This is a genomic window from bacterium (assembly GCA_016708315.1).
In the GTDB taxonomy this organism is placed as follows: Bacteria; Zixibacteria; MSB-5A5; order CAIYYT01; family CAIYYT01; genus JADJGC01.
The window spans coordinates 1-23,175 of sequence record JADJGC010000012.1; the positions used below are offsets into that span (position 1 = coordinate 1).

Genomic DNA, 23,175 nt, shown 5'->3' on the forward strand with positions numbered 1-23,175 from the left:
GCCAAAACACCGGGGGAAGTTGCCGCTCTGGTTGAGCAGAAGATGAAGCAAGTACATCGAAATCCGCTACCAAACCTGCCAAGAAGGCCGCGGCAAAAAATCTACAAAGAAAGTATGGCTCCAAAGAAGGCTGTCGAAGCCGGCAGAAGACTGCCGCCAAGAAAGTCAAGGCATTCATCAAGAAAATCAAAGATACTTAAGGCGGCAAAAAAAGCAGAGTCGTCGCCGAAAGCCAAAAACAGAAAGAAATAATTTGCTCGAAGCAAGAGTAGGAGATTAAGTCGTGACAGGGCTCCCGGCGGAGCAGAGCGAGGGACGACGGAGAAAGCTAAAGTTCCAGCGGTCGTGAACCGCTGACCATTTAATGCGCTGGTGCAAAGCCTGCGGCATTTGCATCGGTTTCTGTCCACACAAAGTCTTTACGTCCGATCGCGGCGGCAAGCCAATCATCACGCATCCCAAACAAATGCACCCAATGCGCGATCTGCCAGCTGCACGTTGTCCCGATCTAACCATCGTGTCGAACGAGAAGTAGGAGGAAGTATGGCTGATATAAGATTACTACAGGGAAATGAGGCTGTGGTTGGGGCGCCATGCTCGGAGGACTGACATTCTTGCCGGTTATCCGATTACTCCTTCTACCGAAGTCGCCGAAGGTTTGGCGCAAGCTGCCCAAGGTTGGCGGCAAGTTTAACCAAATGGAAGATGAAATCGCCTCAATGGCGGCCATCATCGGTGCTCGCGTGTACCGGCGCCAAAACTATGACCGCGACCTCGGGTCCGGGATTTTCGCTGATGCAGGAGAATCTCGCTACGCCTATATCGCCGAAGTGCCCTGCGTTATTGTCAACGTACAGCGCAGCGGCCCGTCAACGGGATTGCCCACCAGGTTGCGCAGGCCGATACCATGCAGGCCCGTTGGGGGTACGCACGGCGACTATGTAGCTATCGCACTCGCCCCGCAGTCCGTGGAAGAAACGATTATGCTCACGATTCGGGCGATGAACCTCTCCAAAGAATATCGCACGCCGGTAATTCTGCTTCTGGACGAAGTCCCGGCCACATGCGCGAGAAAGTCGTTATGCCGGAGCCGGGAACTTTCAAAGTCGTTAATCGCAAGCCGACTGTGCCGGCAAACTGGTACAAGCACTTCGAAATCACACCAAGCTCAAATCGCCATGGCTTCCTTCGGCGACGGCTATCATATTCACCTGGTCTGACTCACAATGAAGAGGGTTTCCCTACCAGCGAGCCGAAGAAGATTTTACGACAAGCTGTTTAAGTCTGCAGAATAAGATTATGCGCTAGTCGATGATATCTGCGAGATCGAGACGGATGGCATGGAAGATGCCCACGTTGCGGTCGTCGCCTATGGAAACGTTGCTCGCGCAGCCAACAGGCGATTCAGATGGCGCGCCATCGCCGCATGAAGGTCGGACAAGTTCGCCCGATAACGATTTGGCCAACGCACGACAAGAAGTTACCACGGATCTTCAGCTCGAAGAGCCTCCGAAGTCATCATCGTGGCCGAATTAAACCAGGGCCAGTATGTCACCGAAATCCAAGGCGCGTTGCTCGGAAACACGTGAAGGTTGTCAGCCTGGCACGCTTCGATTCGAACTGATTACGCCCGACCAAATTCTCAACAAGATTAAGGAGGTGAGGTAAGATGTTGCAGAAATCTGATGTTATTCATCAATACTTGCGCCCTAAAAGGCATTCCCGAACGTCTGGTGTCCCGGTTGCGGGATCGGCATCGTTATGGGATCACTCGTTCGCGCAATCGACAAGCTCCAGATTGCCCGCGACGATATCACGCTCGTGTCGGTATCGGCTGCTCGTCGCGCCTGCCGGTTTACCTCGACTTCAACACGTTGCATACAACGCACGGCCGCGCCTTGGCTTTTGCTACCGGCGTCAAGCTCGCCAAACCGAAGATGAAGTCATCGTCGCCAACCGGTGACGGCGATTGTCTCGCCATTGGCGGCAATCACTTCATCCACGCCGCCCGGCGCAACATTGATATCACCACCATCCTGATCAACAACATGATCTGGCATGACCGGCGGACAGTTCTCGCCGACCACCGTCGGAGGCTTTTGCCACGACTTCACCCTACGGCAACAAGGAAAATCAATTCGATATTCCGAAGCTCGCCATGGCTGCCGGAGCGAGCTATGTCGCTCGCGGAACGGTCTATCATCGTGTCAATCAACTTGATGAGTTGATTACCGAGGCAATCACCAAGAAAGGTTTCTCGTCGTCGAAGCATTCTCGAACCGCCATACCTATTTCGGCCGCCTCAATCGCGCCGGTGATGCAGTGAAGATGATTGATGACATGAAGAAGAACGTCATCCCCCTCAAGGCTGCCGCCAAGATGCCGCCGGAGAAACTTGAGGCAAGATGCTTACCGGTGTCTTTGCCGATCTCGAGAAGGAAGAATATTGTGACCGCTGACCAACTGATCAAAGTCTGAAAGGAAATAGCCATGACTCCAAAACCAAAGCCAAACAGGCATGAATCGGCTGAACCCGCAGGTCTTCGATCGTTTTGAAATCCGTCTCTCCGGATCGGGTGGACAGGGATTGGTGCTTGCCGGCGTAATCATTGCCGAAGCAGTATCAACTCTCGACGGCAAAAACGTTGTGCAGACACAGTCCTATGGACCCGAAGCCCGAGGCGGCGCTCTCGCACCGACCTGGTCATTTCCGACGGCGAGATTTACTATCCTAAACCGATGGCAATCGATCTGCTGCTTGCCATGACGCAAGAGTCGTGTGATCTATACCACGGTGGCCTCAAGGACACCGGCGTATTGATTTACGACAGTCACTTGGTCACACAAGTACCGTTTGCCCGCTCGATCGGAATTCCGTTTAGCCAATTAGCACGCCACGAAATCGGATTGCCGATGGTTGCCAACGTCATTTCGCTCGGCGCCATTTGTGCAATTACCAAAATCGTATCGGAGGATGCATTGACGAAAATCGTCACCAAACGCTCTCCGCGCGGAACCGAAGAGAAGAACATGCAGGCTTTGCAGCTTGGTCTCAAAGTCGGCAAAGAAGCGTTGGAAGGATCTAAACTGTGATTGAACGCCTCTGTTAATGATAAAACCCGACGCCGTTCAGCGTAATCTGATCGGAAGAATCACCGATCGACTCGAAACCGCAGGATTCAAGGTAGTTGAACTCAAGATGGTTCACCTCAAGCCTGCCACCGCACGCGAATTCTATAAAGTTCACGAGGGCCGTCCGTTTCTCGACGAACTTGTCGAGTTCATGTCGTCTTCGCCGATAGTGGCGATGGCGCTCGAGCGCGAAAATGCCGTTGCGGCCTTGCGTGAATTAATCGGCGCAACCGACCCGAAGAAAGCCGCTGTCGGTACGATTCGGCAGAATTTTGCCATCGATGTCGGCAAGAACTCCGTGCACGCTTCCGATAGCGTCGAAAACGCCGCCATCGAAATCAAGTTCCACTTCGGCTCGTAAGAACCACTGCAATTCAGGGACGCAGGAAATTGTGTCCCTGAACTGCCATAAGAGGGTCGATTGAAAGTCCCAGTTTGGTACTCCGACAGCAATGTCGATATTACGCTCCCCGATAGGGGGAATGTAAAGGTGTTTGATTTGCCGTCCAAACGGCTGCAACCACTTTCGACTTCGCATTGGCTATTGACCGGCGAAGCGCCTCTGGAATTGAGAGAGTTTCTTGCAAGGGCACAGCGTCTGGTGATTGTCGTCAATGATGCCCATCGTCCAACGCCGACAGCCAAGATACTTGGTGCCATCAGAGAGCACATCAGATTCGAGTCTACCAGATTCCTGGTTGCGACCGGACTGCACTCACCAAAGACATCTGCGCCGCAAGCGCGTTTATTCGGCGACCTGCCAATTGCAGAGAATCTCGTGGTACACGATGCTTACGACGAAGACTCTTGCACATTCGACCTCGGCAGCAATTCGATCAAACTCAATCGCGTCTTTGACTGGTGCGATGCAATCCTTATCGTCGGTTCGGTTGAACCACACTACTTTGCCGGTTTCACCGGTGGCCGCAAGATTGTGCTCCCCGGATGCGCGTCGTTTGTGGATGTCGAACGCAATCACGCTCTCGCAGTGCAAGCCGGTAGTCAACCGCTGGCGCGAAACGGCAATCCCGTCTGGGAAGATATTCAGATCAGAACGCGGGCTCTTGACAGCAAGAAGCGCTATGCCATCCAGGTTGTATGCGATCACGAAGGGAATATGTTCTTCGCAAGTCACGGCGATTGGGATTTGTCGTATGAGCAAGCATGCGAGTTTGTAGTCGCAAATTACGCCTACGAAGTTTCCGAGAAGTATGATGTTGTCATCAGCGTCGTCTATCCGCCGCTCGATCGCAACCTCTACCAGTTGCAGAAATCTTACGAAAATGTCGCAGCGGTCGTTCGCGATGGCGGAACGATATTGCTCCTTTCCGCATGTCTGGATGGAATCGGCGATGATCGATTCTTGAAGATCGCCAAGTCGTTGTCCCACAGCGGCGAAATAACCGGAGACGGCAACGAATCTTTGATAATGGGAATCCACAAAGTCAGACGCACAATCGCGCTTGCCAAGCGGGTCGATCTTGTGCTATGCTCTAAGCTGGATAGTTTACCGCTTGATCACTTGCCGATCACAGCCCGCACAAATGTGCAGGCGGCAATTGATGAAGCGGTTGCAAGATATGGAGATAATTGCAGAATTGCAGTCGTGCTCGATGCCGGTTCGCAGGTGCTCTATCATCACGCGGCATAACGGGCACATAGAATCCTTAGGGAGGATGTTATGAGAAAAAAAGTATCGGTCATCGGAGCGGGTAACGTCGGCGCGGCAGTCGCGCAGTACCTTGCCGAAGACAACGTTTGCGACATCACCATCTTCGACGTCGTTGAAGGTTTGCCGCAGGGAAAAGCTCTGGATCTGCTTCAGGCCGGTCCGGTGCGCGGCTATGATGTCAGCATTCGCGGCACCAATGACTTCTCTGAACTCAAAGGCTCGGACATTGTCGTTCATACAGCCGGTTTGGCGCGCAAGCCCGGAATGTCCCGCGAAGATCTCTTGACGAAGAATGCCGAAATCATCGGCACCGTTGCCAAGAGCGTCAAGGAACACGCCGAACATGCGATGATCATCATGGTCGCCAATCCGCTTGACCTGATGACCTTCCACGCCTACAAGATCACCGGTTTTCCGTCGAATCGCGTTTTCGGTCAGGCCGGAATTCTCGATTCGATCCGCTTCCGTACTTTCGTCGGGTTGGAACTCGGCATTGCCCAGACTGAAACCGAAGCCATGGTACTCGGCGGTCACGGCGATACGATGGTGCCGCTTCCACGCTACACCACGGTTGCGGGCGTGCCGATTACCGAATTGATGTCGAAAGAGCGTATCGATGCTCTTGCCAAGCGCACCATCGACGGCGGCGCTGAAATCGTCGCTCTCCTCAAGACCGGTTCAGCATACTACGCTCCGGCGGCGGCCTCGGTCGAAATGGTCAAGGCTGTGCTGTTCGATTCCAAAAAGGTCTTCCCGTGCTCGGCGCTCCTTACCGGCCAGTACGGTATCAAGGACATCTATATCGGCGTTCCGGTTGTCCTTGGCGCCGGCGGTGTCGAGAAGATTTACGAACTTAAGCTCGAAGCAGCCGAATTGGCAGCGCTGCAGAAATCTGCCGCTACCTACAAGGACCACCTCAAGGTCCTCGGCTACTAATTCGTCATTCCTATCATTAGAACCCCACAGTTTCCCCTCTCCCGCGTCGGGAGAGGGTAGGGGTATCCTCATCGACAATTTATTCCTTGACTCTATCGCAACACTGCCCTAACTTGGCACAAATTTCATCAGCCTGCTAAAGGCGCATGTTGAGTTGAACAAAGAGACCGTGTGTGCGTCATTATATTGAGGCGTCATCACAAGACCAACTCACTAATTTCGGCGATTTTCGGGAGGAGAATGCACGTCTTGAACAAGATCATTTGCGCTATCGCATTCGTGCTTCTCGCTATCTATATCCCTGTTTTCGCTCAAGAAGATGTAACCCCACAGCAATCAATTCCCAATCAGTCCCGGCAGCAGTCCCGGTTCCAGCGCCGCGACAAACATCGCTGTCATCGATACACCGGATGACAACGGCAGAAGTCTGGAAATCCGCTGGGATCTGTCCCCTGATGATGCCGCTCTGGTAACCAAGTATCAGATTTTGCGATCGACTTCGCAGTCGGGACCATTTGAGATAATTGGTTCGACTACTAAGGGCAGCACGAATTCACAAACAACGAGTTGGAACGCGGAACAGATTATTACTACAAGATCGTTAGCCTGAATGAGCCGTTGCTCACAAGCGGACAAGTGCCGTCCACGAGCGAGTCGTCGATAGTCGGGCCAGTCAAGCCGATTGCCCAGTGGTTCAACATGCGTCGAATCTGGATTCTGATTTGGACTTTGGTAGTTTGCGGAGCGATTCTCTTTTACATCTCGCAAGCCAAAGCGGGCAAAGCACTCTATGTCCGCAAGATCGCCGGTATTGATGCCGTCGACGAAGCCATTGGACGTGCCACGGAAATGGGCCGCAAGGTCTTCTATGTACCCGGCATTCAGGATATGGACGATGTCCAGACCATTGCCGCAGTTATTATTTTGGGCCGTGTAGCTCGCATTGCCGCTGAAAACGACACGATGCTCGAAGTTCCGGTCTGCAAATCGCTCGTGATGGTGACTGCACGCGAAGCAGTCCGTGAGGCTTACAGTCAAGTGGGGACGACCCGATGCTTTCCGCGAAGATCAGGTTCTATGTTACTGACGACCAGTTTGGATATGCCGCCGCAATCGACGGCATGGTTGTCCGCGACAAACCCGCGACTATGTTCTACATGGGCGCGTTCTTTTCCGAATCGCTGATTCTGGCAGAAACGGGCAACGCCGCCGGAGCAATTCAGATCGCCGGCACCGGACAGCCGTCGCAGTTGCCGTTCTTTGTCGCCTCGTGCGACTACACGCTCATCGGCGAAGAGCTTTTTGCTGCCAGCGCCTATCTTGCTCGTGAACCAAAGTTACTTGGTTCGCTCAAAGGTCAGGACTTTGCCAAGGGGCTTTTCTTGGTGGCAATCATTCTTGGCATCATTTTCGAATTGCTTACAGTTCCTTTCATCAAGATTCTACAGGTTAGCTAAGGGAAAGCATCGGCACAATGAAACGCGAAGTCCCATTCATTATTACGCTCGTCGTCGGTATCGCTTTCATTGTCCAGTATTTTGTCCCGCACCCTCCGTTTGACAGTTTCGAAGACACTTTCAATAATTGGTTTGCAATTGTCGGATCATTCGCGATCTGGCTTGGCGCATTGAGCTTATTCAAGATGGCTATGCTACGAGTCGCTCGGAAGCAGCATGACTGGCCGTTGTCGTTGGTGATCATCGTTTGCTTCTTAATGATGGTTGTAGTCGGGTTTATCGATGGCTATACCGGCCTCAACAATTCGCCGCCGACTTCATTCCGCGATCCGGGAACCAATTTTGATTGGCTCTACATGTATATCTACACGCCATTGTCGTCGACAATGTTCGCGATTTTGGCGTTTTTTGTAGCCTCGGCATCGTACCGCGCGTTTCGCGCCCGCAATACAGGCAACGCTGTTGTTGCTTGCCGGATTCTTCGTGATGCTTGGGCGTGTGCCGCTGGGCGATATCCTGTCAGGATTCATGCCTGATGGATTCCAGGCTTCTGATCTTGCAAGTTGGTTGATGAATTACCCGCACAATGCCGGTCAAAGAGCAATCAAGATCGGAGTGGCGCTTGGTATTGTGTCGACATCGCTTCGCATCATTTTGGGCATCGAGAGGTCGCACCTTGAAGGATAGTTCACTATGAAGAAGATGATCTTACCGGGCATATTCGGATTAGTCGTTCTGATCGCGTTGATCCAGACTATTGTGGATGAGCCGTTCAAGCTCGCGTTTTCGAGCACGGTTTCGATTATCGTCTCAGTTATACTTCTTTTGGCGCTTGTTGGAGTCCTTGTACTGACCGTTCGCGGTCATATGATCGAACGCCGCACCGTTTTTGTGTTCATTGGCGTCGCGCTGATGCTTCCCTTTTTCATGACACTGGCACTGGAGATTAAGGTCTCGCCTGAAGTGCAGAAAATCTACGATGCCTTAGAAAAACTCCCGCCGGGTTCAAAAGTACTCGCTGCCTTTGACTATGATCCACCGTCAGCACCGGAACTTCAGCCGATGGCGGATGCCTTCATGGCGTATGCATTCAAGCACGATCTAAAGGTTATCATCATGGGTCTTTGGCCCCAAGGTCCACAGCAAGCCAATATGGCAGTGCGGCGGGCACTCGAAGAGCCGGAAGTTATCGCCAAGAATCCAGTTTATGGTACTGACTACGTCAATTTGGGATTCCAATCAGGCAATGAGTTCGTAATTCAGAGTATGGGCGGCGCGTTCCGTACCATGTTCCCGCGCGACATTTACAACACGCCGTACAGCGACGTTCCGTTGCTAAAGGGTGTGGAGAATTTCTCCAATATTGATTTTGTGATGAATTTCTCTGCTGGTTATCCCGGTACGAAAGAATGGGTGCAGATCGCGGTCGATCGCTTTGGTGTCCAGGTTGGCGCCGGCAATACAGCCGTTCAAGCACCGGAGATGTATCCGTACCTCGCTGCCAAACAGCTCACCGGTCTTGCCGGGGGAATGGTTGGAGCTGCAGAGTTTGAGCTGGCTTCCAATGAAATCGGCAAGGCAGCCTCCGCGTTGTTGGCGCAGGTGTTCTCGCATGCAGTTGTCATCGCATTTATCATTATTGGCAATGTTGCATTCTTCCTGAGCAAGCGGAGGAAAGAGTAACCACTCGGATCGACTATGGAACAGACATTTACTGAAATCATAGGCATCTGGATTGCGGCGTTCTTGACGCTCGGGATCATCTCGTTCCTGTACAAGGATAATATCCTGTACAAGATCTGCGAGTCGATCTTTGTCGGTATCTCCGCGGGCTATTGGTTCATCACATATTTCTGGGACAATCTCTATCGCAAGTTCTACCTTGGTGTAAATCCCACCGATCCGACTCAGGACCCGCACTATTGGCTCTGGGGCGGATTCATTCTTGGTATGATGATGCTGACCCGACTTCTGGGTAACAAGACAAGTTGGATCGCCCGCTGGCCGCTTGCGTTTATTGTTGGAGCCACGGCCGGTCTAAAGCTGATGGTGTATTTCACGACCGATGCCATGGCACAGATTTACTCGAGTGTGATCGAGTTTACCGGCGCTCTCTACGGCAACGACATCTGGGCAATCTGGGGCGCGATCGTACTCACTACCGGAACAGTCACCGGACTGATTTATTTCTACTTCTCGAAAGAGCATCGCGGCTGGTTTGGCGGCGCTGCGAAGGTGGGCACATGGTTCTTGATGATCACCTTCGGCGCGTCGTTTGGATACACGGTCATGAGCCGTATGTCATTGTTAATCGGCCGCGTCGATTTCTTGTTGGCTGACTGGTTGAAGTTGATAAAGTAGCAATCATGGTTTTAAACAGACTTTCTCAAGCCTGTCCCGCAAAAATTTCCTCACACTGTTAATAGCATTCTATCTCATTTGCATTCCAGCCATTTCAGTTGCCCAGGAATTACAGCCAGCCGATTCTACTGTGTTACAGACGCCAATCGAGACTCCAATTCCCGATCTTGGTGACATCACAGTCACCGCACACGACGCACCTGACGACAATGGCGACAGAATAATCGTGCAATGGGCAGATCCAGGTTATCAGAACACTGAGGAGTTCACCACATTCGAAATCTCAAGAAGTCTCTTTGGTTTGGACAGTTTTGCAGTCATAGGAAACGCCGCCTTTGGCGATACCTCGTTCATGGATGAAAAGGCTGCGACCGGCGGACCAGTATTACTACAAGGTTTCAGCCGTGATTGGTGCTGAGCGCAAAGAATCAACAGCGTCAGCTCCGGCTTTCTCCGTCGTCCAGTGGTTTAACTGGGGCAAGATCTCCGTCGTCATCATCGGCCTGCTCGTCTGCAGCGCCGTTATCTATTTCATCGAAACCGCCAAGCGCGGAAAGAAATTGTTCCTGCGCCGGATCGCCGGCCTTGAGGCTATCGACGAAGCTGTCGGTCGCGCCACCGAAATGGGACGCCCGGTATTGTTCGTTGCCGGTACACAAGATATGGATGATGTGCAAACGCTGGCCGGCTTGACAATTCTTGGCCGTGTGTCGCGGACGATTGCACAGTATGATTCGCAGATCAACATGCCGTGCCGCTCTTCACTCGTCATGACCGCCGGTCGCGAGATGATCAAAGAAGCTTATGCAATGGCCGGACGCCCTGATGCCTACTCCGATGACATGGTGCATTACACTACCGACGAGCAGTTCGGTTTCGTCGCCGCAGTCAATGGCATCATGGTACGCGAGAAACCGGCAACCTGTTTCTATCTCGGCGCATTCTTCGCCGAATCGCTGATTCTTGCCGAAACCGGAAATTCAATTGATGCAATTCAGATCGCTGGTACAGCCATGCCGGCGCAATTGCCGTTCTTTGTCGCGGCCTGCGACTATACACTTATTGGCGAAGAGCTTTTTGCGGCGTCGGCATATTTGTCGAATGAACCGAAGCAGTTAGGCTCGCTCAAGGGTCAGGACCTTGGCAAAGTCGTCGCCATGGCTGCCATTGTGATTGGCGTGGTCGCTGTTACTGCGAGTGAAGCGTGGCAGATAGACTCAATGACGTGGCTTGCAGACCTTTTGCACCGTATGTTCGCGATTAGTTAGGGAATTGATGCGCAGACAAGTACCACTTTTCATAATCATCTGTGTAGGCTGGGTGCTGTTGTTCTCAGTCTTCATTCCGCCAATGGAAAGCTGGGGCGAAGAGGCATCCCTCTTCTTCGACATCATCGCCGTATTCGCATTCTTCTTGGGTGGCGGCAATCTTATCCGCGTCCACATGATGAAGGTGTCCCGCAAATCTGCAAGTTGGGGTTATTCCGTAGTTACCTTGGTTGGATTCTTAATGATGCTCTCTGTCGGCTTGTTCAAGATCGGCAATCCAATTGGTATCGGCGGATCAATCGATGCCAAGGGTTCCTGGTTTGAGTTGATGTTCACCTTTGTCATGTCACCGTTGCAGTCGACGATGTACTCGTTGTTAGCGTTTTTCGTAGCGTCGGCATCTTATCGCGCGTTTCGCGCCAAGAACACCGAAGCTACAATCTTACTCTTGGCTGCATTTGTCATCTTGCTTGGCCGAACCCCGCTCGGAATGGTGATGACTGCCTGGATTCCTGAATCATTCTCCATATTCCAGATTCCCAATATGGCGATCTGGATTATGAACTCGCCGAACCTCGCCGGACAACGTGCCATCATGATTGGCATTGCACTTGGTGTTATTTCGATGTCACTCCGGTTGCTGCTTGGTATCGAGCGCGGATACCTTGGGCAGGAGAAATGAACGTGGGATTTGTTGTATCTGCCATAGTTGTCGGCGGCGGCCTGCTTTGGATATTTATCAGATCGTTGCGTGGCAAAGATGTTGATCGACGCATCGTGTTTGGATTCGTCGGAATCACCGTCGCCTTGGCGGTGCTATTCCAGTTGAAGTTTGGCGAAGTCGCTACACCAATCGTAAAGATACTTTTCGAGAAGATTGAGACTTTGCCGCCCGGCTCCAAGATCGTCATTTCCTTTGACTTCGACCCGGCGATGGCGCCTGAGGTTCTACCAATGGCAAACTCGTTTGCCCGCCACGCTCTGGCAAAAGGTCATCGAATCTACTTCTTCTCAATCTGGGCAACGGGCCAATCGCTTCTACAAGTCACACTCCACGATATTGTCGAGAAGGAATTCCCTGATGCCGTTTATGGCATCGACTACGTCAACATGGGCTACAAGGCCGGCAACGAAGGCGTACTCAACGTCATCATCACCGATATCCGCAAAATGTATCCCGGTGATGTCAACGGTACTTCACTTGATTCAATACCTATGATGAAAGACGTCCACTCCTTGAAAGACATGGACCTGCTCTTGTCAATTGGTGGCGGCAAACCCGGTGTCAAAGAATGGGTGTTGTTCGCCGGAGATCGCGGCAATATCCCCACCGGTGGCGGTGCAGCGGCAGTTTCGACACCATTGCTATATCCTTACTATCCAAAGCAATTGGTCGGCCTACTAGGCGGAACAAAGGGCGCCGCCGAGTATGAGGCTGAGCTTATCAAACGCCATCCGCGTTTTGCCAATATCAAGACACCGGCTCTTGACATGATGGGTCCGCAGACCATGGCGCACGTAGTCATAATCTCGTTCATAATTATTGGCAACGTGTCCTACTTCCGGTCGCGCAGGAAGCAGGCGAATAATGGCTAACTCGACGAAAGCAATGCGATTGATCATGGCAGTTGTGGGACTGCTGTTCATCGTAAGTTGGATTCTGAAAACCCAGTATGGTGACTCAGGCAGCAGCTGGATGGACATTCGGCAGGGCTTCCTTGTAACCTTGGCGGCATTCCTTACGCTTTCGATCTATTCGTTCTTGTACGGTGATAACCCGCTCTACCGTTTCGCCGAGCACTTGTTTGTAGGTGTCTCAGCCGCCTATTGGATGTGCCAGGGCTTCTGGAGCACAATCGTAGGCAACGTTATTCCGCGTACCAGTGAGACCTTGGCGGCATATTTCCAAGTCCCATTCAAAGAGTATTCGTGGCAGTACATTGTGCCGGTCATATTGGGAATTATACTATTGATGAGACTTGTCCCGAAACTTAGCTGGATCTCCCGCTGGCCTCTGGCTTTTATCATTGGTACAACTGCCGGCTTGAATTTGCCGCGATACCTCCAGTCCGACTTCATCCAGCAGATGAACAACACCTTTATTCCGCTTTTACCCGATTGGCAGGGAATAGGGTACTTCTTCAGCTCATTCTCATTCTCAATGGAAGGTCAGTTTGTTCAAATTCTAACTAATGTCGTCATATTCGTCGGCGTTCTGTGCGGATTGATATATTTCTTCTTCTCCAAGGAGCACAAGGGTGCTTTCGGGGTTGCCTCGCGTCTCGGAATCTGGATTCTCATGGTGACCTTCGGTGCTTCCTTCGGATATACCGTGATGGGAAGAATTTCTTTGTTAGTTGGAAGAATTACCTTTTTGTTTCACGACTGGTTGAATATATTGTAGCACCTTATGAACGACTTGAGACGAAACTTCACCAGCTTGAGATTCTTCAGAGTATTCATTGTCGCTATATTTCTGGTTACAGTCCAATCGATATTTGCTCAATCAGATTCAGCTCAATTATTGATTAACAACGAGACCGCCTCGGCCCCAGCACCGATTCCACCCGCGCCGCCAACCAATATCCGCTTGGTGGATGCACCCAATGACAATGGACATGGCATTGAAGTCCGTTGGGATCTTTCGGTCGATGATGTCCCGGCTACTGATCGAGTAATGTATTACGAGATCTATCGCGCTGATTCGCACAATGCAGCCGACTCGCTCTGGGTTCTTCGCGGCAAAGCCCTCAAAGGCGCCACTCTTTACAAAGACTCTGGCGAGCGCGAAGAAGACAGTCCGCTCTATTTCCCTAAGGACAAAGATTTTTACTATCGCGTCAGCGCGAATTCGCTCGATGCACAGTCGCAATCTGATATTGTCGGTCCTATGCGAGCCGAAGATAACTGGTTCAATTGGACTCGTACTTCGACCTTGATTTTTACGATTATCTTCTTCGTACTCACTTTGTATTTCATCAATGTCGCCAAGAAGGGAATTCATCTCTATGTTCGGCCGCTTGCCGGCATCGAGGCCATCGACGAAGCCATTGGCCGCGCAACCGAAATGGGTAGACCAATCCTGTATGTGCTTGGGCTGGGTACGGCTTCCGATATCGCCACTATTGCTTCTTTCACTATCCTTGGTCGTGTAGCACGCCGCGTAGCGGAATACCAAACCTCGATTCTTGTGCCGTGCTACGACCCGATCGTGATGACCGTTGCGCAGGAAACCGTCAAGACTGGTTATGCCGATGCAGCACGGCAAGATTCATACATTGAAGATTCAGTTTATTTCGTCACGCAGTCACAATTCGCCTATGTCGCAGCAGTTAATGGCACGATGTTGCGCGAAAAGCCGGCGACGAACTTATATTTGGGCAAGTTCTATGCCGAGTCGCTGCTGCTTGCGGAAACCGGCGTCTTATCCGGTTCGATTCAGATTTCCGGAACTGATGAAATCGCTCAATTGCCGTTCTTTGTGGTCGCCTGCGATTACACGTTGATCGGTGAAGAGCTTTATGCCGCCAGCGCTTACCTTGGCCGCGAGCCTCTGTTGCTCGGTACTTTGAAAGCGCAGGATTGGTTCAAAGGTTTGGTCATTGTCGCGATTCTCGCCGGTCTCTTGACTCGGCTGATCGGATATAGTGACTACATTAAAAGATTTTTTGAGATCAGCTAAGCGGGAGAAGATACTTGAAACGCCAACTACCATTACTGCTTGTTTTTACATCGGGTATGCTGATGGTTGTGCAGTACTTCATTCCTGCCGAGATCTCCGATAATGCCTACGAATACCTTCTCGACTGGACGGTTATCATCGGAATCTTTGCCCTCGCGCTCGGCATCTGGTCGCTGATCCGGGTTAGCGTCGAAAAGGTCCGCCGCAAAACCCCAGGCTACGGGTACACTTACGTCTCGCTGTTGGGTCTTGCCGTCATGGTCATCATCGGTCTTAACCCATGGGGAAAGGGCCTTGAAGATTACACGTTCAGTCACTTGTTTCGTTACACGATGATTCCGATCCAGTCGACCATGTTCAGCTTGCTGGCATTCTTTATCGCGTCAGCGGCCTATCGCGCGTTTCGCGCACGGTCAGTCATTTCGGCGGTGTTGTTGATTGCTGCTTTGGTAATGATGTTCCGAGTCATTCCGATGGGACAAGTCTCGATTTGGATTAATGAAACTGCCAATTGGCTCCTGTTGGTTCCGAACTTAGCGGCAAAGCGTGCTATTATCATAGGCGTCGGTTTGGGTATGGTCGCAACCGCCCTCAAGGTCGTGCTCGGTATAGAGCGCGCTTATCTGGGTAAGGACTGAGGATATCACAGTGACTTTGTACGAACGTCTGTTACTGCTGGATCGCCGCTGGATTTTTCTAGTTTTGGCAGTGGTCATAATTGTCGGCATGTTTGTCCCGATGAATATCCCTACGACGCCCGCATCCGAAGTCAAAGTCATATACGATTACGTCGAGTCCTTGAAAGAAGGCGACTACATTCTCGTCGCCATGGACTATGATCCCAACGCCATGGCCGAGTTGCATCCGGTCGCATACTCTGTGCTTGAGCAGGCTTTTGCTAAGAAGTTGAAAGTCATAACTTTGACGCTTTCGCAAAATGGCGCCGGCATGGTTGATGAGGCATTGGATAATGTCATTGACTCCACCAAAATGTATCGCGGTATCACGCCGGAATACGGCAAGGACTTTGTCTTTCTTGGCTACCGCCCTTATTTCTCGCTCGTTATTCTGGGAATGGGTCAAAACTTCCGCGTCAATTTTTCATCCGACTATAACAACACACCACTCGACTCAATTCCGATGATGAAGGGCATTCAAAACTACGACGACGTCAAGTGCGTGATCAGCATCTCCGGTGGAAACGTCGCCGACGCCTGGGTCGCCAATGCCAACGGCCGCTACAACGTCAAGGTCGCCCTTGCGACCACTGGTGTTATGGCAGCCGACTATTATCCTTATTATCAGTCCGAACAGATTTTTGGAATTATCGGCGGTATGAAGGGCGCTGCTGAGTACGAGTACTTGGCGCACAATCCTGGACCCGCCATCGAAGCGATGAAGGTTCAAATCTTCGCGCACATCGTCATCATCGCATTCATTGTTCTCGGTAATATCGGGTTCTTCATGGACCGTCGTGCCAAGAGGAAAGCAGGCAAGATTTGATGGAAACGACTTGGCTCACAATCGGCGCGCTCCTGACGGTGTTTACTTTCTCCTTCCTCTATAAAGACAATCCGTTCTATAAATTCGCTGAACATCTTGTCGTTGGCGTGTCGGCTGGCTACTTCGTCGTTCTGCTTATCCGCACGAATTTAGTACCGATCATTAGCCAAAAGATGTTTGTTGCCGACCGGGGCTGGGAACTCGATCAGTGGTGGTATATCATCCCCTTGATTCTCGGCGTAATGATGTGGGCACGCTTCTCGAAGAAGCTTTCCTGGATTAGCCGCTATCCACTGGCTCTATACATCGGTGTCGCGTCTGCTTTGACTATCCCGCTTGAACTTAAAAACCGCGTCGTTGAGCAGTTGCAAGCGACAGTTCTCAAGTTCAAATTCGATATGTCCAACCCGGACTTCCTTGGCGTGCCGCAAGGCGTTTGGGATATTGTGGTGGTGATTGGCGTAATCAGTTGCCTGATTTACTTCTTCTTCTCGAAAGAGCACAAGGGTTGGTTTGGCGGCAGCGCAAAAGTCGGCATTTACACACTCATGATTGCATTCGGTGCCTCCTTCGGCTATACCGTCATGGCGCGCATATCGCTCTTCATTCAGCGTATCCAGTACTTGCGCGACTGGATCTCAGCAATCTCTTCTTAAATTCGCTTTCAGAAATTAGCAAACTCTGACTTTCCCTTTGTTTCCGGTTTCGATTACGGAACCTATTATCGTTCAATGCGTAAGAAGTTACAGAGAAACGGCAATAGGGTGCTGATTCCATGTGTTTCCTTTGATATTGCCGGGTAATTGTGATCGCTCACACGCCGATAAAAATTTAGAGTTTCGGAGATCTTTATCGATTATAGGGTTACGGTCATCATTGAAAAATCATCATAAAACTTTAATAATCACAAAAAAGTTCTTGACAGCATAAGTTATAGGTACTAAATTAGTTGCATCAGTACCGTTTGAGAGCCCGCGAAAATCAAGGGTTTTTTCATTTTTAGGTTGTGTCATTGTAACCTTCAGGCCATGGAAGGCGGGGATGGCAAAATTACACTAACGAAAACCAGGCGTCGGCGCAAGGATCCGGTCTCTCCTGAAGAGGCCAAGCGCAGACGGCAGGAGTACCAGCGCCAGTATTACTTGGCTCATCGCGAAAAAGCCAAGGAATATCAGCGTCAGTACAACCTGCTTCACAAGAAGAAACAGCGTGTTCCGGGTGCCAAAGGGCGCAATGCCATGGAATTTCGGCGTGACTCGGTCAAAGTGACCTACAACACGCACGATATCATGCATTCTCCGGCTGAGAAAACGCTGAAAATGCTCCAAAGATTATTTCCGGCGAGAAGATGTTCACAATGTAGTCTCGCCAACGGTGCCGCCAACGACGAGGTGCTGCAGTAAGTCTCTTTTAGAAATTTACTGCAGCACTTTTGTTTTTGGTCTAAAAACACTATATTGCGCCAGTTTGAATTTAACCGAAGGAATGGGATTGTGCGATGTCACCCAAGAAACCTACTGTGAAATCGAAGAATAAATCCAAGGCGCCGGCCAAAACCGCAACTTCGAAGAAGACTATTGCGCCTGTCAAATCCAAGAGTGCTGGAAAGACTGCCAAGGTCAGCAAACAAGTCACAGCTGGCAAAGCAGTGAAAGACCGTAAAGCAACAGAAGTTACGACTACGAAGGTGCGTGGTATTGGCGTCAGAACCAAGACCAAGGAAGACACCAGAGAGTCAAAGAAGCCGCTACCGCCGTCTGCTGATCTGAAATATTGCTACTACTTCGGTGGCGGAAAAGCTGAAGGCACTGCTTCAATGCGCGATCTGCTCGGCGGCAAGGGTGCCAATTTGGCAGAGATGACTAACCTCAGCATTCCCGTTCCGGCCGGTTTCACAATATCCACTGATGCCTGTCGACTTTTCTATGAATCCAATCTCTCGCTTCCTCGTTGGTTCGAAAAGCACATGAAAGAGATGATGGATAAGGTCGAGAAGGAGATGGGCGCGAAATTCGGTGATCCCGCAAATCCGCTGCTCGTCTCGGTCCGCTCAGGCGCCAAATTCTCAATGCCCGGTATGATGGACACGATTCTGAATCTGGGACTAAACGACGAGACACTCAAAGGTATCATCAACAAGACTGACAATCCACGTTTCGCCTACGATAACTATCGCCGCTTCATTGCGATGTTTGGCAATGTGGTGCTCGGAATCGATAAGGACGAATTTGAGGAGCTGATCGGCAAGAAGAAGAAACAACGCTCGATCAAACACGATGCGTCGCTCTCGATCGATGATTTGAAAGAAATTGTAAAATCGTTCAAAAAGCTTGTCGTTGACAAGTCCGGCGAACCGTTCCCGACCGACCCGTGGCAGCAATTGCAAATGGCTCGCGATGCCGTGTTCCGCAGTTGGAATTCGCCGCGCGCAATTACCTATCGCGCCAAGTACAATATCCCGGCCGATCTTGGAACTGCCGTCAATATCCAGGCAATGGTGTTCGGTAATATGGGCGACAGCTCGGCTACCGGCGTTGGTTTCACGAGAAATCCTTCCAATGGCGACAAGGAATTCTATGGCGAGTTTCTGGTTAACGCCCAAGGTGAAGACGTTGTCGCTGGTATTCGCACGCCCCAGCCGATTACACAGCTTGAGAAGGTGATGCCGGAAGCCTACAAACAGCTTAAGAAGATCACCTCCCAGCTTGAGTCGCACTATCGCGACGTTCAGGACTTCGAATTCACGATTCAGGAAAAGAAGTTGTACATGCTTCAGACCCGCAACGGCAAACGCACCGCGCAAGCTGCGGTCAAGATTGCCGTTGATATGGTCAAAGAGAAGTTAATCACTCGCGATGAAGCGCTAATGCGCATCACGCCGACCGACTTGGACCAGCTTCTGCATCCGCGTATTGACCCCGATTCCAAGATCGAAGTCATTGCTCGCGGGTTGGCAGCCTCTCCCGGTGCAGCTTCCGGTAAAGTCGTATTCCACGCTGACGAGGCCGTTCGTTTGGCTGAGCAGGGCGAGAAAACGATTCTGGTGCGTATGGAGACCAATCCAGACGATATCGCCGGCATGATCGCCTCCGAGGGTATTCTGACTTCTCGTGGCGGTATGACCTCTCACGCGGCGGTTGTTGCCCGTGGCATGGGTAAACCCTGCGTCGTCGGCTCCGATGATATTCGCGTCTATGAATCTCGCCGCCAGTTTGCCATTGGCACGCTGGTGATCAAAGATAAGGAAGGTATCACCATCAACGGTACGACCGGCGAGGTGATGATGGGCGAAGTACCGACCATCGACCCCGAGCTTTCGGGCGAGTTCGGTACCTTCATGCAATGGGCCGATGAGGTTCGCAAAATCGGTATTCGACCCAACGCCGATACACCGCACGATGCCGCTCTTGCGCGCAAGTTTGGCGCTCAAGGTATCGGTCTCTGCCGTACAGAGCACATGTTCTTCGGCAAGAACCGTCTGCCGCATATCCAGGCAATGATTCTGGCAACGACCCAGGCCGATAGGCAGACGGCGCTCGACCGTCTCTTCCCGTTCCAGAAGGCAGATTTCAAGGGCATCTTCGAGGCGATGGAAGGACTGCCGGTCACCATCCGCACGTTGGATCCCCCGTTGCACGAGTTCCTGCCCAAGGAAGAAGAAGTCCACAAGCAGATTGCCGAATTGACCGGCGTCCCGGACAAGGCTGAAGAGATTGAGCGTCTCAAGAAGATCCTTGAGCGCCTGTCACAACTGCACGAACAAAACCCGATGATGGGCCATCGCGGCTGCCGTCTCGGAATTACCTATCCGGAAATCACCGAGATGCAGGTCAAAGCGATCCTTACTGCCGCAGCCGAGTTGATCAAGGAAGGGAAGAAGATTCTCCCTGAGATCATGATTCCGCTCGTCGGCAATCGCAACGAACTCCAGAATCAAAAAGAAGTCGTGATGCGCGTCGCCGAACTGGTAATCCGCAAACACAAGGTGGAGATACCGTTCCTTGTCGGCACCATGATCGAAATCCCGCGCGCCGCGATGACTGCCGACGAAATCGCGCAGGATGCCGATTTCTTCAGCTTCGGCACCAACGACTTGACTCAGATGACGATGGGCTTCTCTCGCGATGATGCCGGCAAGTTCCTGCGCTTCTATCTCGACAAGGGTATTCTCGAGAAGGATCCGTTTGTTTCGATTGATCAAGTCGGAGTCGGCGCGCTTGTCAAGATCGCCTTCGAAAAAGGCCGCTCAGTCAAGCCGCATCTCAAAGTTGGTATCTGCGGCGAACATGGCGGCGATCCCGATTCGATCGGTTTCTGCCATAAGGTCGGACTGAACTATGTTTCCTGTTCACCGTTCCGGGTTCCGATTGCGCGCCTTGCAGCAGCGCAAGCCGTGATTCTTGAGAAGCAGGGCAAGGAAGCTTCGAAACAGTCCGCGTCGGCGTAAGTCCTTAATTAAATCAGAGTTATAACAGAGGTGCGGGAAGCTGCGCCTCTGTTTTTGTGCTACATTGACAGTCCCCACTTGTTAGTATGTACGAGTGAAAGCTAATCAGAATCGCTAATCGTTGCGGCATCGGTGTCGTGCCACGGTCTATGTTGGCGTTTAAAATTGACAAAAATTGCCATGATACGTATATTATACACAAGTCAACATCAAACGTCGGGGGAAACCTGCATCGATCAGTTTTTGACCGCCTGTGCCCTGCAAAGCACACTTTTGCCATCGCGTTGTTCGCGCTGGCGTTCAGCATTTTTGCATCCTTGTTGGGGGCAACTCAATTCAGCTACACAGAGACCATACTTTGGCAGGGTGTGCTAGACTTTGAAGTCAGAAGTAACGTAGCATACTGCCTCAACCCGCAGGGGATCAGACTACTAGACATTACAAATCCGAATTCTCCGAGTGAGATTTCGAGACTCCACCTCGACGGCGCACCTCAGTCACACTATCTCATCGATAATCTCATGTTGGTAATTGACCAAAGGGATCGCATCTCCACAATCGAGATTACGCAGGACAATAGACTATTGCTCCGTGGTTCGCTTCCAACTGATGTTTGGCCCGTCTCGGTAGTGGCAAGAGGAGATTACGCTTACCTTTTGGACGGCAACCCGGGAGATGGGTTCTTCCTGAGTGTCATAGACATAAGCAATCCCATGCACCCAGAACTTGTTCGGCGCGTAGAAGTCGGCAGGTGGGGGCTGGCGCTGCAGCTACAAGGCAATAGAGTCTACGCAATTGGCGGCACATCGGACAATAACAGGATCTGCACATTTGATATCTCTGATCCAGCAATTCCCCAATTGATCGGCACGACCGACGACCTGGGAGATGTCGGTAATTTTGTAGTGCGGAATGACACTGCTTTTGTTTGCTCCGATAATCCTGATCTGCAAGTCTGGGATTTGAGAACGGCATCGGTACCCGCCAAACTGGGTACTCTGGAAACTTCTTTCGGTCCCGTGCAGATTGATATTCTTGGAGACCTAGTTTTACTCGGAGACCGCCACAATTCACTTCGCATTGTCAGCGTTACTAATCCAAGAAATCCTGTTTCAATTGGGATGCACAGCAAGGCGGGTGGAATGTACGGCATCACACACTCCGGTAACACGGTCTTCACGTCGGATGGACGAATACTTCGTTCATTGGATTTGACTAACCCTGCGCTGCCTGTAGCGCAGATGCAGTTTGGACCCAAGGACTATCCTCGCGACATCGAAATCAGCGATGGGAAGCTGTTCGTGGCGCACGGCACTGACGGTTTGATGGTCTACGACATTTCAGGATCTACCGGCGCTTCACCGGTTACTACATGGTCTCTGCCGGGTTGTGAGGTCGAAGGCTGCGGTGTGCTTGATGTAAACGTTGTTGCCGGCCGAGTCTATTCTAAGTTCGGAGATGATAGCCTTCGGGTATTCGAATTGGTAGGTAACGACTCACTGTGGCTATCAGCTACTCTAGGGACCCCTTGGAATGGTAGCGCCGCCAGTTCACTCAACGGTGATACGCTCATTTTCAACAAAGGCGACGGCCCCGTTGTAGCTGCCGATTTTAGAAATCCGGCTGTGCCAATTGAGCTTTCTGTGCTTCGAGCTGGATACGGGCACGTTCGAGCAGTCGGTGACAGAATGATCGCAATTGCCGCCAATCTCACGCCCTATCACCCGGGCATTGAACTATATTCTCTTGGAGACGAGGTGAATGCGAATTTGGTCTATTCATTCAGCGACCTGCCTCAAAGTTGTTACTGGGAAAACCCGCCTGGAGACGGCGGAGGGGGATTTGTCTGCCAATATATGTCGCCAAGGAGTGTGGAGATTGAAAACTCTGTATTGGCGGTCGTTAATCAGGCGGCAGGACTTATGCTATTCGACATCTCTGATCCGAGTAACCCGACCTTAACTTTCCGGCAGTATAGCTATCCATATGTTACTGATGTCGGAGTGATTGAAGCGGAAATTCGATCGGATCTCGCTGTGCTTAGCCGATGGAATTCAATGGAGGTCTTTGATCTTGCTGACATGTCGATGCCGATCTTGGCTCAGACTTTGCACGTCGGAGATTATATTAACGACTTCATACTAATCGAAGATGATCTTTATGCAGCCACCAGTTCAGGAATCACTTTCTTCCATCTGGATCAAGCATTGGATGTTGACGATGAAGTCGATGGCTTGCCGGTGAATTTCTCTCTCTCGCAGAATAATCCAAATCCATTCAACGCCACGACTAAGATCAGCCTCGATTTGCGCAAGCCATCGCACGTGGAGCTCAGCATATTCAATATCGCTGGACAGCGAGTCCGCACGCTTCTGGACAAGGATCTCCAAAGTGGGAACCATTCAGTCGAATGGGATGGGCGCGATAGCTTTGGCCATCCTGTTGCCAGTGGCGTCTACTTCTATCGGATGAGAGCCGGGGATTTCCAGACATCGCGCAAGATGGTGCTTCTGAAATAGTGGAATTGAACAGATAAGGCTGGTTCTTTGCAGTAGTATCAAATGCTAACCTTCATTTTGTGGCTCATTCTCCTAATCCTCTGCTGGCCCTTGGCCTTTGGCACTCATCCTCTATCCCGTTTGTCTGGCTATTAATGCTGCCGTTTCGTCTCCTTGGAATCGCGGTTGAAGGCGTGTTTGCACTCTGAAAGCGATCAT

24 protein-coding genes and 3 pseudogenes are annotated in these 23,175 nt (G+C 51.3%); all 27 read left to right on the plus strand.

Translation table 11 applies throughout. From position 1 onward, the window contains the following. Nucleotides 1-364 precede the first annotated feature (364 nt). The gene (locus IPH59_10365) at nucleotides 365-535 is read left to right on the plus strand and encodes a ferredoxin (protein MBK7092104.1); all 171 of its coding nucleotides are present in this window, start codon (nucleotides 365-367) and stop codon (nucleotides 533-535) included. 58 nt (nucleotides 536-593) lie between these two features. Continuing rightward, nucleotides 594-1,282 (plus strand): annotated as a pseudogene (locus IPH59_10370) (hypothetical protein). 53 nt (nucleotides 1,283-1,335) lie between these two features. Beyond that, nucleotides 1,336-1,536: a hypothetical protein gene (locus IPH59_10375; protein ID MBK7092105.1), complete on the plus strand. Its 201-nt coding sequence runs from the start codon at nucleotides 1,336-1,338 to the stop codon at nucleotides 1,534-1,536. A 225-nt stretch (nucleotides 1,537-1,761) separates the two neighbouring features. Next, a pseudogene (locus IPH59_10380) lies at nucleotides 1,762-2,459 on the plus strand (2-oxoacid:ferredoxin oxidoreductase subunit beta). Nucleotides 2,460-2,518: 59 nt separating this feature from the next. Next, nucleotides 2,519-3,093, plus strand: a pseudogene (locus IPH59_10385) (2-oxoacid:acceptor oxidoreductase family protein). A 16-nt stretch (nucleotides 3,094-3,109) separates the two neighbouring features. Further along, complete coding sequence (ndk, locus tag IPH59_10390) at nucleotides 3,110-3,493, plus strand: nucleoside-diphosphate kinase (GenBank protein MBK7092106.1); 384 nt, start codon at nucleotides 3,110-3,112, stop codon at nucleotides 3,491-3,493. A gap of 60 nt (nucleotides 3,494-3,553) precedes the next feature. Next, nucleotides 3,554-4,783, plus strand: coding sequence for a DUF2088 domain-containing protein (locus tag IPH59_10395; GenBank protein MBK7092107.1), 1,230 nt, complete (start codon nucleotides 3,554-3,556; stop codon nucleotides 4,781-4,783). A gap of 30 nt (nucleotides 4,784-4,813) precedes the next feature. After that, nucleotides 4,814-5,740 (plus strand): malate dehydrogenase, encoded by a 927-nt coding sequence (gene mdh / locus IPH59_10400; GenBank protein MBK7092108.1) that lies wholly within the window; start codon nucleotides 4,814-4,816, stop codon nucleotides 5,738-5,740. A 249-nt stretch (nucleotides 5,741-5,989) separates the two neighbouring features. Further along, nucleotides 5,990-6,154 carry a hypothetical protein gene (locus IPH59_10405; GenBank protein ID MBK7092109.1) on the plus strand — a complete coding sequence of 55 codons (165 nt, stop codon included), beginning with the start codon at nucleotides 5,990-5,992 and terminating at the stop codon, nucleotides 6,152-6,154. A gap of 153 nt (nucleotides 6,155-6,307) precedes the next feature. Next, complete coding sequence (locus tag IPH59_10410) at nucleotides 6,308-6,925, plus strand: hypothetical protein (protein MBK7092110.1); 618 nt, start codon at nucleotides 6,308-6,310, stop codon at nucleotides 6,923-6,925. Next, entirely contained in the window at nucleotides 6,889-7,197 is a 309-nt protein-coding gene (locus tag IPH59_10415; protein MBK7092111.1) for a hypothetical protein, read from the plus strand. The genes IPH59_10410 and IPH59_10415 overlap by 37 nt, the downstream gene beginning before the upstream one ends. 17 nt (nucleotides 7,198-7,214) lie before the next feature. Beyond that, nucleotides 7,215-7,733, plus strand: a complete 519-nt coding sequence (locus IPH59_10420) for a hypothetical protein (protein MBK7092112.1) — start codon at nucleotides 7,215-7,217, stop codon at nucleotides 7,731-7,733. Beyond that, on the plus strand, nucleotides 7,726-7,884 hold the full coding sequence (locus tag IPH59_10425) for a hypothetical protein (GenBank protein MBK7092113.1): 159 nt from the start codon (nucleotides 7,726-7,728) through the stop codon (nucleotides 7,882-7,884). The genes IPH59_10420 and IPH59_10425 overlap by 8 nt, the downstream gene beginning before the upstream one ends. A 6-nt stretch (nucleotides 7,885-7,890) precedes the next feature. Then, entirely contained in the window at nucleotides 7,891-8,880 is a 990-nt protein-coding gene (locus tag IPH59_10430) for a hypothetical protein (protein MBK7092114.1), read from the plus strand. A 15-nt stretch (nucleotides 8,881-8,895) separates the two neighbouring features. Continuing rightward, the gene (locus tag IPH59_10435; GenBank protein ID MBK7092115.1) at nucleotides 8,896-9,558 is read left to right on the plus strand and encodes a hypothetical protein; all 663 of its coding nucleotides are present in this window, start codon (nucleotides 8,896-8,898) and stop codon (nucleotides 9,556-9,558) included. 130 nt (nucleotides 9,559-9,688) lie between these two features. Next, the gene (locus tag IPH59_10440) at nucleotides 9,689-9,976 is read left to right on the plus strand and encodes a hypothetical protein (protein MBK7092116.1); all 288 of its coding nucleotides are present in this window, start codon (nucleotides 9,689-9,691) and stop codon (nucleotides 9,974-9,976) included. Then, nucleotides 9,915-10,826, plus strand: a complete 912-nt coding sequence (locus tag IPH59_10445; protein ID MBK7092117.1) for a hypothetical protein — start codon at nucleotides 9,915-9,917, stop codon at nucleotides 10,824-10,826. The genes IPH59_10440 and IPH59_10445 overlap by 62 nt, the downstream gene beginning before the upstream one ends. A 7-nt stretch (nucleotides 10,827-10,833) precedes the next feature. Continuing rightward, complete coding sequence (locus tag IPH59_10450) at nucleotides 10,834-11,508, plus strand: hypothetical protein (GenBank protein ID MBK7092118.1); 675 nt, start codon at nucleotides 10,834-10,836, stop codon at nucleotides 11,506-11,508. Next, the gene (locus IPH59_10455) at nucleotides 11,505-12,422 is read left to right on the plus strand and encodes a hypothetical protein (GenBank protein MBK7092119.1); all 918 of its coding nucleotides are present in this window, start codon (nucleotides 11,505-11,507) and stop codon (nucleotides 12,420-12,422) included. Before IPH59_10450 ends, IPH59_10455 begins: the two co-directional genes overlap by 4 nt. Before the next feature lie 100 nt (nucleotides 12,423-12,522). Further along, nucleotides 12,523-13,230 (plus strand): hypothetical protein, encoded by a 708-nt coding sequence (locus tag IPH59_10460; GenBank protein ID MBK7092120.1) that lies wholly within the window; start codon nucleotides 12,523-12,525, stop codon nucleotides 13,228-13,230. Nucleotides 13,231-13,236: 6 nt separating this feature from the next. Beyond that, complete coding sequence (locus tag IPH59_10465) at nucleotides 13,237-14,508, plus strand: hypothetical protein (GenBank protein MBK7092121.1); 1,272 nt, start codon at nucleotides 13,237-13,239, stop codon at nucleotides 14,506-14,508. Between the two features lie 14 nt (nucleotides 14,509-14,522). Further along, a complete protein-coding gene (locus IPH59_10470) occupies nucleotides 14,523-15,146 on the plus strand; it encodes a hypothetical protein (GenBank protein MBK7092122.1) in 624 nt (207 codons plus the stop codon). A gap of 10 nt (nucleotides 15,147-15,156) precedes the next feature. After that, entirely contained in the window at nucleotides 15,157-16,011 is an 855-nt protein-coding gene (locus tag IPH59_10475; protein ID MBK7092123.1) for a hypothetical protein, read from the plus strand. Beyond that, complete coding sequence (locus tag IPH59_10480; GenBank protein MBK7092124.1) at nucleotides 16,011-16,667, plus strand: hypothetical protein; 657 nt, start codon at nucleotides 16,011-16,013, stop codon at nucleotides 16,665-16,667. Before IPH59_10475 ends, IPH59_10480 begins: the two co-directional genes overlap by 1 nt. A 372-nt stretch (nucleotides 16,668-17,039) precedes the next feature. Next, complete coding sequence (locus tag IPH59_10485) at nucleotides 17,040-17,414, plus strand: hypothetical protein (GenBank protein ID MBK7092125.1); 375 nt, start codon at nucleotides 17,040-17,042, stop codon at nucleotides 17,412-17,414. A gap of 95 nt (nucleotides 17,415-17,509) precedes the next feature. After that, entirely contained in the window at nucleotides 17,510-20,458 is a 2,949-nt protein-coding gene (locus tag IPH59_10490) for a pyruvate, phosphate dikinase (protein ID MBK7092126.1), read from the plus strand. A 368-nt stretch (nucleotides 20,459-20,826) separates the two neighbouring features. Continuing rightward, the gene (locus IPH59_10495; protein MBK7092127.1) at nucleotides 20,827-22,977 is read left to right on the plus strand and encodes a T9SS type A sorting domain-containing protein; all 2,151 of its coding nucleotides are present in this window, start codon (nucleotides 20,827-20,829) and stop codon (nucleotides 22,975-22,977) included. The last annotated feature ends 198 nt before the right edge of the window (nucleotides 22,978-23,175 follow it).

Excerpts from the sequence above, each read along its gene's own strand:
- IPH59_10450 (MBK7092118.1), top strand. The coding sequence starts at position 10,834 with ATGCGCAGACAAGTACCACTTTTCATAATCATCTGTGTAGGCTGGGTG.
- IPH59_10490 (MBK7092126.1), top strand. The coding sequence starts at position 17,510 with ATGTCACCCAAGAAACCTACTGTGAAATCGAAGAATAAATCCAAGGCG.
- IPH59_10375 (MBK7092105.1), top strand. The coding sequence starts at position 1,336 with ATGGCATGGAAGATGCCCACGTTGCGGTCGTCGCCTATGGAAACGTTG.
- IPH59_10480 (MBK7092124.1), top strand. The coding sequence starts at position 16,011 with ATGGAAACGACTTGGCTCACAATCGGCGCGCTCCTGACGGTGTTTACT.
- IPH59_10415 (MBK7092111.1), top strand. The coding sequence starts at position 6,889 with ATGTTCTACATGGGCGCGTTCTTTTCCGAATCGCTGATTCTGGCAGAA.
- IPH59_10445 (MBK7092117.1), top strand. The coding sequence starts at position 9,915 with ATGAAAAGGCTGCGACCGGCGGACCAGTATTACTACAAGGTTTCAGCC.
- IPH59_10485 (MBK7092125.1), top strand. The coding sequence starts at position 17,040 with ATGGAAGGCGGGGATGGCAAAATTACACTAACGAAAACCAGGCGTCGG.
- IPH59_10365 (MBK7092104.1), top strand. The coding sequence starts at position 365 with ATGCGCTGGTGCAAAGCCTGCGGCATTTGCATCGGTTTCTGTCCACAC.
- IPH59_10435 (MBK7092115.1), top strand. The coding sequence starts at position 8,896 with ATGGAACAGACATTTACTGAAATCATAGGCATCTGGATTGCGGCGTTC.
- IPH59_10465 (MBK7092121.1), top strand. The coding sequence starts at position 13,237 with ATGAACGACTTGAGACGAAACTTCACCAGCTTGAGATTCTTCAGAGTA.
- IPH59_10425 (MBK7092113.1), top strand. The coding sequence starts at position 7,726 with ATGCCTGATGGATTCCAGGCTTCTGATCTTGCAAGTTGGTTGATGAAT.
- IPH59_10430 (MBK7092114.1), top strand. The coding sequence starts at position 7,891 with ATGAAGAAGATGATCTTACCGGGCATATTCGGATTAGTCGTTCTGATC.
- mdh (MBK7092108.1), top strand. The coding sequence starts at position 4,814 with ATGAGAAAAAAAGTATCGGTCATCGGAGCGGGTAACGTCGGCGCGGCA.
- IPH59_10455 (MBK7092119.1), top strand. The coding sequence starts at position 11,505 with ATGAACGTGGGATTTGTTGTATCTGCCATAGTTGTCGGCGGCGGCCTG.
- IPH59_10460 (MBK7092120.1), top strand. The coding sequence starts at position 12,523 with ATGGACATTCGGCAGGGCTTCCTTGTAACCTTGGCGGCATTCCTTACG.
- ndk (MBK7092106.1), top strand. The coding sequence starts at position 3,110 with ATGATAAAACCCGACGCCGTTCAGCGTAATCTGATCGGAAGAATCACC.
- IPH59_10420 (MBK7092112.1), top strand. The coding sequence starts at position 7,215 with ATGAAACGCGAAGTCCCATTCATTATTACGCTCGTCGTCGGTATCGCT.